The sequence below is a fragment of the Shewanella electrodiphila genome, assembly GCF_023283985.1.
Lineage (GTDB): Bacteria > Pseudomonadota > Gammaproteobacteria > Enterobacterales > Shewanellaceae > Shewanella > Shewanella electrodiphila.
In genome coordinates this window covers 545,018-562,230 of sequence record NZ_JAKIKU010000002.1, presented here as the reverse complement: position 1 = coordinate 562,230, position 17,213 = coordinate 545,018, and the positions used below count along the sequence as shown (strand labels likewise).

Annotated in this window: 15 protein-coding genes; 8 read left to right on the top strand and 7 right to left on the bottom strand. The window is 40.2% G+C overall.

The features are described from left to right. Positions 1 to 51: 51 nt before the first annotated feature. The 3 genes from thiI to pomA form a co-directional block, all read right to left on the bottom strand. Complete coding sequence (thiI, locus tag L2737_RS05965; protein ID WP_248955081.1) at positions 52 to 1,506, bottom strand: tRNA uracil 4-sulfurtransferase ThiI; 1,455 nt, start codon at positions 1,504 to 1,506, stop codon at positions 52 to 54. 383 nt (positions 1,507 to 1,889) lie between these two features. Beyond that, on the bottom strand, positions 1,890 to 2,825 hold the full coding sequence (locus L2737_RS05960; protein WP_102529055.1) for a flagellar motor protein MotB: 936 nt from the start codon (positions 2,823 to 2,825) through the stop codon (positions 1,890 to 1,892). Between the two features lie 3 nt (positions 2,826 to 2,828). Next, positions 2,829 to 3,596, bottom strand: a complete 768-nt coding sequence (gene pomA, locus L2737_RS05955) for a flagellar motor protein PomA (protein ID WP_102529054.1) — start codon at positions 3,594 to 3,596, stop codon at positions 2,829 to 2,831. 416 nt (positions 3,597 to 4,012) lie between these two features. Here pomA and xseB point away from each other — a divergent pair, with 416 nt between their 5' ends. The 3 genes from xseB to dxs are packed head-to-tail and all read left to right on the top strand — an operon-like array spanning position 4,013 to position 7,044. Further along, the gene (gene xseB, locus L2737_RS05950; RefSeq protein WP_102529053.1) at positions 4,013 to 4,249 is read left to right on the top strand and encodes an exodeoxyribonuclease VII small subunit; all 237 of its coding nucleotides are present in this window, start codon (positions 4,013 to 4,015) and stop codon (positions 4,247 to 4,249) included. Beyond that, positions 4,250 to 5,131, top strand: a complete 882-nt coding sequence (gene ispA / locus L2737_RS05945) for a (2E,6E)-farnesyl diphosphate synthase (protein ID WP_248955079.1) — start codon at positions 4,250 to 4,252, stop codon at positions 5,129 to 5,131. A 20-nt stretch (positions 5,132 to 5,151) separates the two neighbouring features. Next, positions 5,152 to 7,044 (top strand): 1-deoxy-D-xylulose-5-phosphate synthase, encoded by a 1,893-nt coding sequence (gene dxs / locus L2737_RS05940; RefSeq protein WP_248955078.1) that lies wholly within the window; start codon positions 5,152 to 5,154, stop codon positions 7,042 to 7,044. A gap of 243 nt (positions 7,045 to 7,287) precedes the next feature. On the opposite strand, the gene grpE is transcribed toward dxs, so the two are convergent. Beyond that, positions 7,288 to 7,905, bottom strand: a complete 618-nt coding sequence (gene grpE, locus L2737_RS05935; RefSeq protein WP_102529050.1) for a nucleotide exchange factor GrpE — start codon at positions 7,903 to 7,905, stop codon at positions 7,288 to 7,290. A gap of 98 nt (positions 7,906 to 8,003) precedes the next feature. On the opposite strand from grpE, the gene nadK reads away from it, so the two are divergent. Continuing rightward, positions 8,004 to 8,882 carry an NAD(+) kinase gene (nadK, locus tag L2737_RS05930; RefSeq protein WP_102529049.1) on the top strand — a complete coding sequence of 293 codons (879 nt, stop codon included), beginning with the start codon at positions 8,004 to 8,006 and terminating at the stop codon, positions 8,880 to 8,882. Positions 8,883 to 9,031: 149 nt separating this feature from the next. On the opposite strand, the gene L2737_RS05925 is transcribed toward nadK, so the two are convergent. Both L2737_RS05925 and L2737_RS05920 read right to left on the bottom strand, forming a co-directional pair. After that, a complete protein-coding gene (locus L2737_RS05925; protein ID WP_248955077.1) occupies positions 9,032 to 10,144 on the bottom strand; it encodes a CobW family GTP-binding protein in 1,113 nt (370 codons plus the stop codon). Positions 10,145 to 10,194: 50 nt separating this feature from the next. Further along, positions 10,195 to 11,478, bottom strand: a complete 1,284-nt coding sequence (locus tag L2737_RS05920; RefSeq protein WP_248955076.1) for a DEAD/DEAH box helicase — start codon at positions 11,476 to 11,478, stop codon at positions 10,195 to 10,197. Between the two features lie 265 nt (positions 11,479 to 11,743). Between L2737_RS05920 and L2737_RS05915 the strand changes: the two genes are divergently transcribed. From L2737_RS05915 to L2737_RS05900, 4 genes are all read left to right on the top strand, one after another. After that, positions 11,744 to 12,361, top strand: coding sequence for a peptidylprolyl isomerase (locus tag L2737_RS05915; protein ID WP_248955075.1), 618 nt, complete (start codon positions 11,744 to 11,746; stop codon positions 12,359 to 12,361). A gap of 277 nt (positions 12,362 to 12,638) precedes the next feature. Beyond that, positions 12,639 to 13,787 (top strand): L-threonine dehydrogenase, encoded by a 1,149-nt coding sequence (yiaY, locus tag L2737_RS05910; protein WP_102529045.1) that lies wholly within the window; start codon positions 12,639 to 12,641, stop codon positions 13,785 to 13,787. Positions 13,788 to 14,354: 567 nt separating this feature from the next. Continuing rightward, a complete protein-coding gene (locus L2737_RS05905) occupies positions 14,355 to 14,723 on the top strand; it encodes a cytoplasmic protein (RefSeq protein WP_102529044.1) in 369 nt (122 codons plus the stop codon). A 525-nt stretch (positions 14,724 to 15,248) separates the two neighbouring features. Next, the gene (locus L2737_RS05900; RefSeq protein WP_102529043.1) at positions 15,249 to 16,550 is read left to right on the top strand and encodes an NAD(P)/FAD-dependent oxidoreductase; all 1,302 of its coding nucleotides are present in this window, start codon (positions 15,249 to 15,251) and stop codon (positions 16,548 to 16,550) included. A gap of 116 nt (positions 16,551 to 16,666) precedes the next feature. Here the strand turns inward: L2737_RS05900 and L2737_RS05895 are convergent, their stop codons facing one another. Beyond that, positions 16,667 to 17,035: a hotdog domain-containing protein gene (locus L2737_RS05895; RefSeq protein WP_102529042.1), complete on the bottom strand. Its 369-nt coding sequence runs from the start codon at positions 17,033 to 17,035 to the stop codon at positions 16,667 to 16,669. Between the last annotated feature and the right edge of the window lie 178 nt (positions 17,036 to 17,213).

Genomic DNA, 17,213 nt, shown 5'->3' with positions numbered 1-17,213 from the left:
GTAATATCAACGCGCCACAATATCTGTATCGCTTACCAAGATGTGTACTGCTTATGGGCGGTACACTTTGACGTTGCTATAACCTTGCTCTGTTAAGTAAAGCGCTTGCAGTTTACTCATTACACCGCGGTCACAATATAAAAGGTAAGTTTTCTCTTTATCTAAATCAGCAAACTGAGTCGCTAACTTAAAGAAAGGAATTTTTAAAATTTCAGTACCTTCGATACTCAGCGGGTTTTGCTCTTCTTCGTCTTGAGCACGGATATCAATAACGATATCACCATTATCAATTGCTTCAACGGTTTCTGTTTCACTGACCGTAGTCTCTACTTTTTCAGCGATTTGCTTAATATCGATAACCACTGCATCATTTACGACGCGATCAATTAAGTCTTCAGTAAATTTAAGCTCTTCCGCTTCAATCTTAGCTAGCACAGCTTTAACTGTTGGCTTTTGCGAAATAACGCCACAATATTCAGGTATTGCCTTAGCAAAATCTTCGGTACCAATTTTACGGCTTTCGTTAATAATGTCTTGCTTATCCATTGTAATAAGCGGGCGCAAGATTAACAGGTCAGTACAACGGTCAATCACGTTAAGATTAGTGAGAGTTTGGCTAGATACTTGACCTAAACTTTCGCCAGTCACCAATGCTTGGATACCATACTTGTCAGCAATTTTAGTTGCGGCGCGCATCATGACACGTTTTAAGATAACCCCCATTTGACCATTATCGATTCTTTCTAAAATTTCTTCAACAACACGTTCAAAAGGCACAGTGATGAAACGAACTTTGTGAGACTCACCGTATTTCTGCCATAGATGATAAGCAACCTGCTTCACACCGATTTCGTGTTGAGCGCCGCCCAAGTTAAAGAAGCAGTAATGGGTACGTGCACCTTTCTTAATAAATTGGTAGCTAGAAACACCTGAATCAAAACCACCAGAGATAAGTGATAACACGTCTTCTTGAGTGGCCATTGGGAATCCACCCAAACCTTCAATACGACGAACAACCATATACAGTTTCTCGTGATCAATTTCTAAATTGACTGTCATATCAGGATTTTTAAGCTTAACGCCTGCGGCTTCAGTGTGCTGATTTAATCCGCCACCCACATAACGCTCAACCTCAATCGAATTAAAGTCATGCTTACCTGTACGTTTTACACGAACACAGAACGTTTTGCCTGCCAATTCGTCTTTATAAACAGGTAGCACTTGCTGATAAATATCATCAATAGAATCGAAGCTGTATTCATCTACTTGAATAACATGGGCAATACCAGGAATACACTCTAGACGTGCAGAAATTGCATCAACTCTGGCTTGTTCATCGCTAGCTACGTGGATCATAATGCGATCCCATTGGCGCTGTACTCTTACGTCTTCATCAACTTTTTTAAGTACATTGCGAATGTTAGTTTCAAGGATTTTAGTAAAACGCATTCTAACGGTTTTACTTTTCATCATGATTTCTGGGTATAGCTTTACGATAAACTTCATTGGATTTCCGCGGGCATCTGATTCGGTATAAGCCTTATTAAGCAGTAATATTATCTCGCCAAAAAGACGCTTATGGCATTCATAATACTGACTAATAAAGGCATAAAAAACGATGGCTGGACAGTGACCAGCCATTTAAGGGCGGGATTATAGCAAAAATTGACTATTAACCAAACACATTAAATAGCAATACCTAGACTAGAGCGCGTTTCGGTTTATAAACTAGAAAACATAAAAAAAGCCGCGTTAATAAAAGTGAATCACAATTATTAAAACGGCCTTTTATAGTCTGCGTAAAACTCGTTTAAAATCATTTAAATCAACAAAAACGAACTCGAAAAATATCCGATTGTAAACTGATAAAATTGATAAATCCGCGCCCTTTATTGCTGCGGGATAGCTTCAATTTCTCTCGACTCTTTTGCTTTACCTTGCTCAATAGAAATCTCAACGCGGCGATTTCTACTGCGATTTTGATTAGAGTCATTGGGGACTAGTGGCGAGTTTGATGCCATGCCAACCACTCTCATTCTCGCCTCATCAAAACCTTTCACTTTAGCAAGTTCGTGAGCCACAGCAACCGCACGCTTACTCGATAAATCCCAGTTAGAACTATAAAGCTCATTACTGATATGCATGCCATCGGTATGACCTGAGACAGTAATGATCCCCGGAACATCTTTGAGCAAGTCACCAATAGAGCGGACAACAGGTTTAAACCGCGGCTGTAAGAAACCAGAGCCTGAGGCAAATGAACCTTTCTCTCGAATTCGAATTATGATTTGTTGACCTAATGATTCGATTTCAATCGCACCATCAACAATCTCTTCGTTGAGTTTCTCGGCCATCTTTTTAACTTGATCGTTAATGTTTTCTTGCTCTGATGATGACTGAGATTCTTGAGCTTGAGCTTGCTGTTGTGCTGTAGCAGCTGCATTACCGCCTCTGTTTTCACCTTGTTGTTTTTGCACACCGCCCGCACTGGCATCATCACCCGCTTGATACTCAATGGTTTGTTGGGTCATTTCATTGGTTTGCTGATTAATAATTTCAATCGGTGTCGGATCAGGTTTACCAGGTCGAAACTCCAATGCGATGACTGACGTTCCTTTAGGAATATCTTTTACTTCCACTTTATTTTGTACGCCAAATGCGTACTTCATCGAGCCAGCGATTTGCTTGAACTTCATCACATCCATTTCAGAGAATGCTAGCAGTAGAACGAAGAAACACATCAACAACGACATTAGGTCAGCAAATGTCGCTAACCACAATGGCGCTCCGGGCGGTGGACAATCACACTTGGCCTTCTTAGCCATGAGTTATTCTCCGTCCGTTGTATCAATTTGACGTGATTTTTCAGATAAGTAGTTTTTAAGGAAACCTTCGATTACACGCGGGTTTTGGCCATCTTGAATCGCTAATACGGCATCCATAATCAAATTACGGTTGAGCAATTCTTCACTCATTCTTAATTGAAGTTTATCGGCAATCGGGATCGCAATCATGTTCGCAATTATCGCGCCATAAAGCGTTGTTAACAAAGCAACGGCCATTGATGGACCAATCGATTTAGGATCATCCATATTAGATAACATGGCAACCAGGCCAATCAAGGTACCGATCATCCCCATTGCTGGCGCTACATCACCTAGAGACTTAAATATACCAACACCGGTTTTATGACGTTCTTCAGTAAGTGCAATATCTTTTTCTAAGGCTTCACGAACCACATCGCCATCATGGCCATCGACCAACATATCAACGGCTTTCTGCATAAAGCTATTAGTGATTTGAGCCTCTTCTAATGCCAAAAATCCACCTTTACGGGCAGCATCAGCCATATTAACCGATTGTTCGATTAAATCTTCTGGCTTATCAATTTTAAACATAAAAGCTTTAGCGCCAATTTTAACAGCACCCAGAAATTGCTTTAAATTGTACTTCATCATTACAACGAACAATGAACCAATAAATACAATCATCACTGATGGCACATCAACAAATATTGAAATACCGCCACTGCTGACCATAGACCCAATAATAAAAGCAAAGGCTCCGATTAAACCTATTAGGGTTGCTAAATCCACAATGTCTCCTTGATTGCAGTCTTATAATGCTGCCTACTGATTAAAACCGTAAAATGGTTAACCGTCTTATCGATATTAATGTAACACCCTGAGTGTCAGTGATAATAGTTCAATTACTAAAAAAACACTGGATAGCCAGCATTCTTTAAAAAAATAGCCAGTGGTGCAAAAAAATCAATCAATTCCACGGTATAAAAAGCATTTTCAATATAACTTATGAATAATACTTGTCGATGAAGGAAACTGGCATTCGTTATAGTTATCGGTCAAACTTAGCCCAAGTTTAGATATTTTTTATTAGTTGTATAATTTTTCAGTCACAAAGCGTGCTATTGAGCAAATAAACTACGACTCAATTTGACCCTTAGCTCGCCCTGATATACTTTGTTCTGCGCACAACATAAGGAAACATTATTGTGGCAAAAAAACCTGAGAATCTTAGTTTTGAAGAGTCCTTATCGGAGCTTGAAAACATTGTTGCAGATCTTGAGCAAGGTGAAGTCACATTAGACAGTGCCCTCAAACAATTTGAGCGTGGAATAAAGTTGGTTCGCCAAAGCCAATCCAAGCTTGAACAAGCACAACAGAAAGTATCCATCTTATTAGATGAAGATGATACTAACCTGAGCCCATTTACCGTTGAAGGCGAATAAGTGTTAGCCCAAGCAATTGAAAAGTATCAACAACGCGTCGATAACGTTCTGAGAAATAAACTTGCAGAACTCGACGATAGTGCCCCTGAATTAAAAGCAGCGATGAGCCATGGGGCTTTATTAGGCGGCAAACGAATTCGCCCTTTTATGGTTTACAGCATTGGCGAAATGTTAGGCGCAGATTTAGCTTTACTAGATAATGCAGCTGCAGCCATCGAATGTATCCATGCTTACTCATTAATTCATGATGACTTACCAGCGATGGATGATGATGCCCTTCGCCGAGGCAAACCCACTGTTCATATCGCTTTTGATGAAGCCACGGCCATTCTTGCTGGTGATGCATTACAAACATTGGCTTTTGAACTGATATGCCAGCCAAATGACAACATATCGGCGCAGCAACAATTAGCAATGGTCACCGCGTTAGCAAAAGCATCTGGTTATAGTGGTATGTGTGGCGGTCAAGCAATTGATCTCAGCTCAACAGACCAACGTATCAACCTTGAACAGTTAACCCAATTACATAATAAAAAAACCGGTGCGCTGATCAGTTGTGCTGCAGAATTGGCTTTAATTGCTGCTAATGCAAGTCAAAAAGAACAACAGATTATTAGAGAGTTCGCCGCTAATATCGGCTTAGCTTTTCAAGTACAAGATGACATTTTAGACATCACATCTAGCACTGAAGAGTTAGGTAAGCCCCAAGGCAGTGATGAAGAAGCGAACAAGAGTACTTTTCCTCGCTTGCTTGGACTGCAAGGTGCAAATGAATGTGCCGAGCAACTAATTAACGATGCACTATCAGCGCTGGCAAATTTAACCTACAATAGCCAGTTAATTGCAGACTTCGCCCGCTATATCATTGCGCGAAGATTATAAAAGAGACAGTTTATCTCCTTATGAGTTTCGATAATTCTCAATTTCCGGTATTGGCACAAGCTAATACGCCTGAAGATTTAAAAAAGCTGCCTCAAGGCATGCTGCCACAACTGTCTGATGAGTTAAGACAATTCTTGCTAAAATCAGTCAGCAACTCGAGTGGCCATTTTGCTTCAGGCTTGGGTACTGTTGAATTAACAGTAGCGCTTCACTATGTCTACAACACGCCATTTGATCGCGTGGTTTGGGATGTAGGACATCAAGCTTACCCACATAAAATCTTAACGGGTCGTCGAGACCAGATGCACACTATTCGTCAAAAAAATGGATTGCATCCTTTCCCTTGGCGCGAAGAAAGTGAATATGACACATTCAGTGTTGGTCACTCTGGCACTTCTGTCAGTGCGGCATTAGCCATGGCTGTTGCTGCTGAAAAAGAGCAGAAAGATCGTAAAGTCGTTGCTGTTATCGGTGACGGTGCAATGACTGGCGGCATGGTATTTGAAGCCATGAACCACGCAGGTGACTTACACAATGACATGTTAGTTGTGTTAAATGACAACGAGATGTCAATCTCTGAAAACGTCGGTGCATTAAACAACCATTTAGCCCAATTGATGTCAGGCCGTTTTTACACCACCATTCGTGAAGGTAGTAAAAAAGTGCTTAAGGGCATGCCTGTCATCAAAGAAATGGCAAAGCGCACTGAAGAACACCTTAAAGGCATGGTTGTACCAGGGACTTTATTTGAAGAACTTGGCTTCAACTATATTGGCCCAATTGACGGTCATGATGTTGATTCTTTAGTTGAAACCTTACGCAATATGCGTGATCTTAAAGGACCACAAATATTACATATCATGACCAAGAAAGGTCGTGGTTATGAGCCAGCAGAGAAAGATCCTATTGGCTGGCACGCAGTACCCAAATTTGACCACACTCAGTTTAGAAAACCTAAAGCGAAACCTAGCTCACCGACCTTCTCACAAGTGTTTGGTAAGTGGCTTTGTGACGTAGCTAAGGAAGATGAAAAGCTGTTAGCCATTACACCTGCCATGCGTGAAGGTTCAGGAATGGTTGAGTTTTCTCAAAAATTCCCTAAACAATACTTTGATGCCGCGATTGCAGAGCAACATGCCGTTACCTTAGGTGCGGGTTTCGCTTGTGAAGGCTTTAATGCTGTGGTGGCCATTTATTCTACCTTCTTGCAACGTGGTTATGACCAAATCATTCATGATGTGGCCTTACAACGTTTACCGGTATTATTCGCCATTGACCGTGGCGGTATCGTTGGCGCTGATGGCCCAACCCACCAAGGCGCATTTGATTTAAGTTTCTTACGCTGCGTACCTAACATGGTGATAATGGCACCGTCTGATGAAGATGAATGTCGTCAGATGCTATATACAGGTTATCGTTATAAAGCAGGTCCTACAGCTGTTCGTTACCCTCGCGGTAGTGCCACAGGTATCGAGCAAACTGAAGTGATGACTGAAATACCCATCGGTAAAGGTGTGATTAAACGACAAGGCGCTGATATTCAAAGCACAAGCAAAAAAGCCAGTATTGCCATTGTGAACTTCGGAACCACTTTAGCTGCAGGACTTGAAGCTGCAGAAGCCTTAGATGCTACCGTTGCAGATATGCGCTTTGTTAAGCCTCTAGATGAAGCCCTACTGGCTGAACTTGCCAATAGTCATGATATTATCGTCACGCTTGAAGAGAACGCCATTATGGGCGGTGCAGGTAGTGGTGTGATTGAAGCATTACAGAAAATGAAAATCATTAAGCCTGTGCTGCAAATCGGCCTACCTGATGAGTTCATCAAACATGGTGCGCCTGATGAAATTATTCAAGAATTAAAGCTTGATGGCGCTGGCGTGCTAGAGCAGATTAAGCAATATATTGGCTAAGCTTCAATATTATTAGCAAAACACAAAAAAAGGACTGCAATTGCAGTCCTTTTTTATACTTGAGGTTTGATTAATATCTATTAACCACCATCAATTATTCAGCCTCAAGTTTAGGCATTATGATAATGCGTAAACTTGGGAGCCTAAGCGCTAAATCTAAGTACTAAATCTAAGCGCTAAATCTAAGTACTAAATCCAAGTACTAAATCTAAGTGCTAAACCTAAACGCTCAGTCTTAATGGCTTATGCTTGAGTATCTACGCTTGGTCCGCCTTGCGAAACCATAACCATAGCCGGACGCAATAAACGTGCGTTCAAGGTATAACCTTTTTGCATCACTAGCATCACTGTGTCTTTCGGGTATTCAGCACTTGGTTGCATACCAATAGCCTGATGATGCTCAGGATTAAATGCATCACCTAGTGGATTAACTTGTACCACGCCAAATTTCTCAACAGAACTTAAGAAACCTTTCATGGTTAAATCAACACCTTCAACAATCGCTTTCGTTGCTTCATCTTCAGGATTAACACCCGTTAACGCGCGTTCCATGTTGTCTAACACAGGTAAAAGCTCGTTCACAAACTTCTCTAAAGCGAAAGCACGTGCTTTTTCAACGTCTTTAGCGGCGCGAGTACGGATATTCGCCGTCTCTGCTGCTGCGCGAATTTCAACATCTTTACGTTCAGCTAATGCTGCTTGTGACTCTGCAAGTTGTTGTTCTAATGCTTCAATTTTAAGATTAGCTTGAGTTAACTCATCAACTTCTTGTGTTGCTTCAGCTTCAACTTCTGTTTCAATTTCAGTGGTTGCTTCTGCATCAATTACTTCTTGATCTACTTTATTCGACTCGTTGCTCATTTTCACTCCAGCTAAAAATGCTTTGTTTCTGATTACTATGGGCATATTATGGGGATCAATTTCGTTGTTTCAAGCCTTTGAGCAAATCAAATACTAATATGACCAAAAAGTTTCAAACAATTGGCCTTATCGGCAAACCACATCACCAAGGAACAAACCTCACTTTGAAGCGTTTGCATCATTGGTTGTCTATGCAAGGCTTCGAGATATTAGCCGAAGAACGTGTCGCTTCTGAACTCAAAGTTGATATTGAATCCGTTGATTTAACTGAATTAGGTGAGCGCTGCGACTTGGCAATTGTTGTCGGTGGTGACGGTAATATGTTAGGTGCTGCAAGAGTACTAGCAAGATTTGATATTGCAGTTATTGGAGTTAACCGTGGCAATCTAGGTTTTTTGACTGATTTACCCCCAGATAATTTTGAAGAATCCTTATCTAAAGTGTTAGATGGTCAATACGATACTGAATACCGTTTTTTACTCGAAGCTGAAGTACATCGTCATGGCATGCTTAAAGCCAGCAATACCGCTGTTAATGAAGCCGTATTGCATCCAGGTAAAGTGGCGCACATGATCCAGTTTGAGGTCTATATTGACGACCAGTTCATGTATAGCCAACGTGCTGACGGAATGATTGTTTCAACCCCTACAGGTTCAACAGCTTACTCATTGTCAGCTGGCGGCTCTATTTTGACCCCAAACCTTCAAGCTCTTATTTTAGTACCAATGTTTCCACATACATTGTCTTGTAGGCCTATTGTTGTCGATGCGAGTAGTACGATCAAGCTAGTGGTATCACCTGATAACGGTGAAAACTTAGAAGTCAGTTGTGACGGCCATGTGCACTTATCTGTACTGCCAGGTGATGAAATACTGATTAGTCGAAGTGAAGACAGATTAAGAATGATCCACCCGAAAGGCCATAATTACTTTAACGTGTTACGTGCAAAGTTGGGCTGGGGCAGCAAACTGTTTTAATCGATAGCCAGAAGTCACTGTTAGAAAGTGAAGTATCGATAGCGACCATGAGATTAACCTATATGGTTTATCTCATGGTTAATAGCCTTAAGATGAATAGCCTTAAGCTTAAGGTCTGTAGCATCATCGGCATTAGCCTAATGACTTAACTACTCATCAAATAAGCAAGCCAGCAACGGCTCACTGAGCTTTGTGCCAGCTAATGGTTCCAATGCTATGATTTCTATTCGCGAATCCATAGCTTCATCCAACTCCATCACAGACAGTTTGCCATCAACCATATTAAAACCCGCGATACCCTCTTCAGTTATCATCACGGCTTTCAGTCGAACAATATCTTCAGCAATGAGTTGGTTAATCCAATCAATTAATTTATCAAAATCAAAACACAATCTAGGCTCAAATATCCAGCCCACACTATAAGCACCCTCACCTTGATTCTCTCTCATCCAATAGCCTTGCTGATTAAACTCAACAGCCTGAGCTTCGTTCTCTTTACCCGTTTCTGGAGCGAAGCCTTGGCTCAAGCTTTGACTGGCACCAAGACCAAAGCCTGTTGAAAAAATAGAACTTGTTTGGCTAGTCAAAGCAGGTTTTATCGAACGAGCGAAACTAGCACTTTGTTGCACCTTTTGTAACAGAGCTCGAGGCTGATTAAGTGACTCAAAGACTCGCGCAACCGCATTGTCATTCGTTGAATGAATCACTGATTTGGTATGGTTGAACTGCGATAAGAAATGCTCAAGGTTTACAAGCTCTTGTTGCTGATATAAATCCACTTTACTGGCATACACAAGATCAGCAATTTGGATTTGCTGGTTAAAGTTGTCATTTTCACTGTAGCGCTCATCTTGTATTTTACGTGCATCAACCACACATACTGTCTGGTTCACGTTCAGTACTTGTTGATTAAACTCATTAGTGAGCACTTTTAAAATTTCAGCTGGATGCCCCAACCCCGTTGGCTCAATGAATAAACGGTCTGGTTTAGCTTTTTGAATAAGCTGGTTAATCGCAACTTGAGTCGGAATACCCGCAGCACAGCATAAGCAACCACCAGCAACTTCTTTAATGACAATTTGCTTTGATGCATTTTTGCCACCAATTAAACCTGCATCAATACCAATTTCTCCAAACTCATTCACCAATACAGCCCAAGTTTCATTTTCAGGCTTCAACTTAAGCAGTGACAAAATAAGGCTAGTTTTACCGGCGCCTAAAAAGCCGGTAATAATATTAGTATTAATGGGTTTAAGGATCACTCTGATTCTTCCTTGTCAGCTTGTAATGAGGTGCTGTGGTGAGTTAAACGTTACTTCGCTTTTTTGGCGTATTTACCTTGCCTAGTTGGCTTTGATTTATCATTACCACGCGGGCCATTAGCTCTTTTATGTTTGAAGGACTTTTTAGGTTTTTCCGCTTCCACCTCACGATACCTTGCAGGTAATGGCGCGCCCGCTTCATAACCAGGATGTATCTGAACATCTATTTGAGTATTAATTAAAGACTCAATGTCACTTAATAAATCCATTTCATTTTGGGCAACTAATGATATCGCTTGACCCGTTAAGCCTGCACGGCCTGTTCGACCAATACGATGCACATAATCTTCAGGCTCTGGTGGCAACTCAAAATTAATCACTAATGGCAGTGCTTCGATATCCAAGCCTCTTGCTGCTAAATCGGTAGCAATCATGACCCTGAGTTTGCCCGACTTAAACTCTTCTAGTGCTCTGTTACGCGCTCCCTGAGTTTTGTCACCATGAAAAACCGCTGCTTTTATGCCATCTAACTTTAATTCTTTTAATAAGTGCTCAGCCGTTTCTTTCATGCTGGTAAATACCATCACTTGCTGCCAGTTATTACGGCCAATCAGCTCTGATAACAACTCAGCTTTACGTCTTTTGTCCACCTGAAATACAGATTGTGACACCGTTTCAGCCGTTGTTTGATTTGATACATGAACAAACTCAGGTTCATTAAGCATTTTTGCAGCTAAGCTTTTCACCGCTTCTGAATAGGTAGCCGAAAACATCATCGTTTGATGCTGGCGATTCACTAATCGCTTCACCTTTTCGATATCTTTAACAAACCCCAAATCCAACATGCGATCTGCTTCATCAATGACTAAATGTGTGACAAACGATAAATCCAAATCATGTTGACCAATGACGTCAAAAAGTCGACCTGGCGTCGCCACTAAAATATCAACACCTTTAGCTAACGCTTTACGTTGAGGATTGATACTTGCCCCGCCATAAACAGCCACGCTTTCAAAAGGTAAAAACTGCGCATAATTAACAATATTTTGTTCTATTTGAATCGCAAGTTCGCGTGTTGGGGTCATGATTAATACCCTAAGACGTTGCCAAGCAGTTTTATTGTCTTGGTCATCAAGCTGTTGCTCTAATAGTGATAAGAGCGGTAAAGAGAAAGCTGCCGTCTTACCTGTACCTGTTTGAGCACTGGCTAAGATGTCTTTTCCATCAATGGCCAACGGCATCACAACTTGCTGTACAGGTGTCATGCTGTCATAACCACAAGCCTTTACTGCATCTAAAATAGGCTGTGAAAAGCCAATTGAATCAAAAGTCATATTTTTCTCTAATTTACACTACCAATAATGGCGTCATTGTAACGGCTATGGCCTAATTTGGCGATTTATTCACAGGCTTTATATTGTGATAAAGCTAATAATGTCATCGCAGAATCACACTTCATGGTTTGTTTATTTTTGGGGCTCATACTTTAAAAATCAGATATCAAAGTAACAGTTTGTATCTTTGGCTTTTTTCTGTTGCTTTCAATAAACCACTTAAGCAACATAAGTGCTACAAAAACAAAACAAACAAAGGCCAAAAATGAAGTTGTTGTATCCTCTAGCATTCGCACTCACGTTATCCGCTTGTGGCGGCAGTTCTGATTCAAGCTCTCCAGAACCAGTAGATCCTGTCCCGCCAGTTGAAGATACAGAATTACAAGCTGACATTTGCTATCTAATGTCAACGACATTAGGCGATATCACCTTAGCGATTGATACCACTAATACACCAATTACTGGCGAAAACTTCAAAAGTTATGTTGATGAGGAATATTACAGCGGCACCATTTTTCACCGCGTAATATACAACTTTGTATCCCAAGCTGGTGGATTTACCTCTGGGCTTGTTGCCAAGCCAGGCAATGATCCTATTGAGCTTGAAAGTAACACTGGATTAACCAATGCTCGCGGCACAATTGCGATGGCGAGAACGAATGTAGCCAATTCAGCGACCTCACAGTTTTACATCAACGCTTTAGACAATCCTCAACTTGATTACAGCAGCAGTAGCGCACCAGGGTATGCAGTATTTGGTCAAGTCGTCGCGGGAATGGAAGTAGTTGATCAAATCAACATTACTGATACAAGTGGAAATGACGTTCCCGATACCGAAATCATCATTAATAGCGTCACCGAATCGACTTGCCCTCAAGTGTAAACGTATTTTTTCTATAAAAATTTAGCGTTCAAACAGTCTTTAATGCCTATAACTAATTTAGTTATAGGCATTTTTTATTTTCAGCTCAAATATGCTCTAGATCAAACCTAAACAGTAAAATCTGCGCCAAATCCCTCTTTGGTATTAAAACTACAAAACCGAACAAAACAAGTATGAATATATGATTTTCATCACAAACTGCAGCGCATTTGGTTGTTACTTTAACAACAGAAAAGAATTTTATATTTATTAATTTTAAGTACTAACGAGGTTTATCATGGCTACAAAATTTTTTATTCCAAGTGTCAATGTTATCGGTCAAGGTGGTGTAGATGAGGCCATTAATGACATTAAAACCTTAGGTTTTAAACGTGCATTAATCGTAACAGATACGCCTTTAGTCAAGATTGGCTTAGTCGAAAAAGTCACTAGTAAGTTAATTGAAAATGACATTGCTGTATTTGTATTTGATGGGGTACAACCTAACCCAACAACGGCCAATGTTGAAGCAGGCTTAAGTCTGTTAAAGGCACACGAATGTGACTTCGTTATTTCATTAGGCGGAGGCTCTCCTCATGACTGCGCCAAAGGCATCGCGTTAGTAGCCACCAATGGCGGTAATATCTGTGACTATGAAGGTTTAGACATGTCAGCTAAGCCACAAATGCCACTTGTTGCAATAAATACCACTGCAGGTACAGCAAGTGAGATGACGCGTTTTTGTATTATCACAGATGAAAAACGTCATATTAAAATGGCGATCGTCGATAAAAATACCACGCCAATTTTATCAGTAAACGATCCTGAGTTAATGATTGAAAAGCCTGCTGCATTGACTGCTGCAACGGGGATGGACGCATTAACCCATGCGATTGAAGCCTACGTGTCTATCGCTGCAACCCCAATCACCGATGCTTGCGCAATAAAGGCCATTGAATTAATTCAAGCAAACCTTATCAACGCTGTTGAACAAGGTGACAATATTGATGCCCGCGAACAAATGGCTTATGCACAATTTTTAGCTGGTATGGCATTTAATAATGCAAGTCTAGGCTATGTTCACGCCATGGCGCATCAGTTAGGCGGTTTTTACGATTTACCACATGGCGTTTGTAATGCGCTGTTACTGCCGCATGTACAAGCCTATAACGCTAAAATTGTGCCAGCTAAACTTAAAGATATTGGTAAAGCAATGGGAGTCGATGTTGCCCAGTTAACTGATGAGCAAGGCGCTGAAGCCGCAATTGATGCCATTCGAACCTTGTCTGTCGCTGTAAATATTCCAGCTAACTTGACTGAACTTGGCGTTAACCCAGAAGATATTCCAGTCCTTGCTGACAATGCGTTAAAAGATGCTTGTGGCTTTACCAATCCTAAACAAGCTACCCATGCTGAAATTTGCGAAATATTTACCAACGCACTATAAATAAGCAATAAGAGTCGCTTTCAAAAATGTTGTGAAATAGACAAATGTAAAAGTGACTAGATGTGAAAGTGACTAAAATTGTAAGTATTGCGTAATTGCATGAATTGGAAATGGCTATGCACATTTTATTCTACATGTGCATAGTGACCATTGTCTGTCTGTGATTTCGCGAATATTGAAATGCTTGTTTTGCTCTTATGTTTATAGCTCTTCTATGAATCACTCTTATGTGAATCACTCTTATGAGAATGACACTTACGAGAATGGCTCTCAAACGCGTGTCATTTTTAAAATGAGATATTATTGATTTCTTGACGTTATTATGGCTTGAAGCAAGCTAGGATAATCGAGAAACATTCATTTTGAGCATTATTTAGACAATAAAATATCCAACTATTTACAATACAAGCAGCCTTCACGAAAACAAATTAAGCCACTGATATAATTGAATAAAAAAAGTTAACAACATAACATTTGTTAACTAGATCTAACTTCTACAAATAACCATTGACCAAAGTTAAATTAGCGGTCTATGATGAATTACATTCTTAAAAAAGTAGGTAAGCTATGACAGCAATCACTCACGTGTATAACTACACGGTAAGATGTCCTCATTACAAAGAAAATGAACAACCAGCAAGCTGGTTGAATCATGTCGAAGTCAATCAATCTAGTGAAATCGCATTAAACAGAATCACAAAGTGGCATGATGAGCCAGGCACCAAAGCTTTTAAAAATGGCGAATTCATTGTAAGAAAATCTAATACTGATGATACTTACTACGCTATGCAAAGCGATCGAATGTTCAATAATGCTCACTCCTTAGTTACGTTTAAAGTATTCTTAGACAAATGTTGTCAGGATGCTGATCCAGAAAAAATTATTGCTCATCTAGTTGAAGACTATAATGGTCGCCTTGCTAAAGCACAGGCATAACCTCTTCCATATACTGAATGACTAGAGCATAAAGCCTAAATCGATGCTGTAGTGTACATACCGACAAGTTTTTACTTGTCGGTTTGTTTTTGTAACATCCAATTCTGAATCATGTAAAAAGTGATCAATTTCGCATTTCTAAATTCTATTTTAATATTCGGTCACACTTTAACAATCTCAAAATGACATATTGTGACTGTTTAATATATAAACATCTCCATATAACTCTGAATCGCCACATAACATCAAATCCAGCTTCAGCTGAGTCAACTTACTGATGTATTTTTTAGTACTAACACTTTAATTACTTTTAGTGCAAACAGAATGGTTTCCTTTAGTGCAAGCACTATGGTTGTTGATTTTTTTTGAGCGCATTAGCCACTTAAATCAAAACCACACTCAACGATGTATCCAGCCAATAATAGTTGACCATTTCAATAGAAGCCCAGTCAGAACTCGGTTTTAGTTCTTGGTATCAGAGTTTGCCCATTTTATTTTTAACCTTAAGTTAAGGAGCATCAAGCGATGCAAGCAGTTCCAAATATCGTCATTATTGGCGGCGGCGCAGGTGGCATGGAAATCGCCACTAAGTTAGGCCGTAAAGTAGGTAAAAAAGGCAAAGCAAAAGTCACTTTAGTTGATTGCGCAGAAAGCCATGTTTGGAAACCATTGCTCCATGAAGTGGCAACTGGCGCGCTGGATATTGGTTTAGATGCGATAAGCTATCGCGGTCACGCATCTGATCACGGTTATCATTTTCAGCAAGGCGCAATGATTGATATTGACCGTGAAAACAAGCATATCATTCTTGCACCGATTAATGATGAAGACGGTCAAGAGCTGCTGCCTGCGCGTAAAATCCCTTACGATTACGCAGTCATCGCCATTGGTAGTGTCGCAAATGACTTTAAAATCCCAGGTGTTAAAGAGCATAGTTTGTTCTTAGATAACACCGAGCAAGCGATGTCTATTCGTAAGATTCTCCTGAATAAATTCATGCGCTATGCCAGTCATCACCAATTGGATGAAAAGATTAAAATTGCAGTCGTGGGTGCGGGCGCAACTGGCGTAGAAATGTCAGCTGAAATGCACCACGCTGTAGAACAACTCAGTGGCTTTGGCTATAAAATTGATACTAGTTTACTCGAAGTCACGTTAATTGAAGCTGATGAACGTATTCTGCCTAAAGTTGATAAAGTAGAAATTTCAAACTCTGTCACCCGTGAGCTTAAGCAACTGGGTGTTAATGTGATGACAAATACCCGTATCACAGAAGTTAGCCCTGAAGGACTTACCACCACAAGCGGTAATCTAATACCGTCTGACATGGTTATTTGGTCAACAGGGGTAAAAGCACCTGACTTTTTAAATAATATTGGTGGCCTTGAAAGCAACCAAATCAATCAAGTCATGGTTAAGCAAAATATGCAAACGACCCTTGATGATAATATTTTCTCCATTGGCGACTGCGCTGCATGTCCACAAGCTGACGGAAGCTGGGTGCCACCTCGTGGTCAATCAGCAAGACAAATGGCATTGATGACAGCAGATAATATTATCTTGATGCTTGAAGGCAAAGCACCAGCTAATGAGTACGTTTATAAAGATTTGGGCTCTTTAGTTAATTTATCTAAATTCCATACTGTAGGTAACTTAATGTCATTCATGGGAGGCGGTGTACTAGTAGAAGGTAAGATTGCGCGCTTTGTATATACTTCACTTTACCGTCGTCATTTGATTGAATTACATGGCGTAGTCAAAGGCACATTAATGATGCTAGCAAAAGGAATTGGACGCATTATTCATCCACATTTAAAACTACATTAAGCGTCAATGTGCATCTAAAATGAAAAAGCCAGCTTCAAACTTGTTGAAGCTGGCTTTTTATTTAGCTATACCAGTGTTTAGCTATGCTCAAGCGTTAATACTTTTTACATCCTTGATTAAGCAGCATTCGCTCTAACACCATGAGGTACAGGTAACCCTCTTTCGTTAATATTAACAAACACCACCTTATCAACAAAAGCCACGGGTGCATTATTAAAGCTATTTCGCACTTTACAACGTAACGTGATAGAACTTTGCCCTAGGCTTATCACTTCCATTCCAAATTCAATTACATCGCCAAGCTTTGCTGGACTCATAAAATTAATCTCAGAAACTAGTTTGGCCATTAGCAATTTACTGTGCATTTCACAGCGTGCAAAAAGAGATGTTTCTTCATTTAGCCAGTTCAATAACTGGCCACAACAAAGATTTTTTTCAGAATTTAAATCAATAGGTTTTACAATATGACGGCTTGAATATTCCATTATATTGATCCTTACATTATGAATACCCCTAAAGAGGTAGCAAAAACAAAGCCAACATAAAAAGCCATTGAAAAATAAGCACAAATTAATTTACGGAGAGAAATATAGAAGAATGACCTAACCAGAATACAGCAACAACTCAACTGAATGCACCAATTAAAAGCACGATGCAGCTTTC